Below are 337 nucleotides of genomic sequence, written 5' to 3' on the forward strand. Positions count from 1 at the left end.
TAATGGTGCATGGGCAAAATGAATCTGAGTGAAACCGAGCGCGAAGAACTGATGTCGATGCAGCGCAGCCGCACAATGGCCGTTGGCGAGGTGAGGCGTGCACGGTTGATCCTGCTGCTCGACGAAGGAGCCTCGCGTGCGGCGATCATGGCCGAATTGCGATGCGATTCGCGTTTCATCACAACGTGGCAATCGCGTTTCGCCAGTGAGCGCCTTGCTGGCCTGTACGGCAGACATCCAGGCCGTGCGCCGCGACCTGACCTCGCGGGCCTTGAAGCGAGAGTGCTCGACTACACGCTGCGACGCAAGCCGGCCGACGGCTCGACGCACTGGAGCA

General features: G+C 62.0%; 1 protein-coding gene. It reads left to right on the forward strand.

Features of this window, described 5'->3' with window-relative positions; all coding sequences use genetic code 11:
- Positions 1–9 precede the first annotated feature (9 nt).
- On the forward strand, positions 10–337 hold a 328-nt coding region (locus AB4Y40_RS42900), incomplete at its 3' end, for a helix-turn-helix domain-containing protein (protein WP_368692999.1).

It is taken from the genome of Paraburkholderia sp. EG287B, from assembly GCF_040965595.1.
GTDB lineage: Bacteria > Pseudomonadota > Gammaproteobacteria > Burkholderiales > Burkholderiaceae > Paraburkholderia.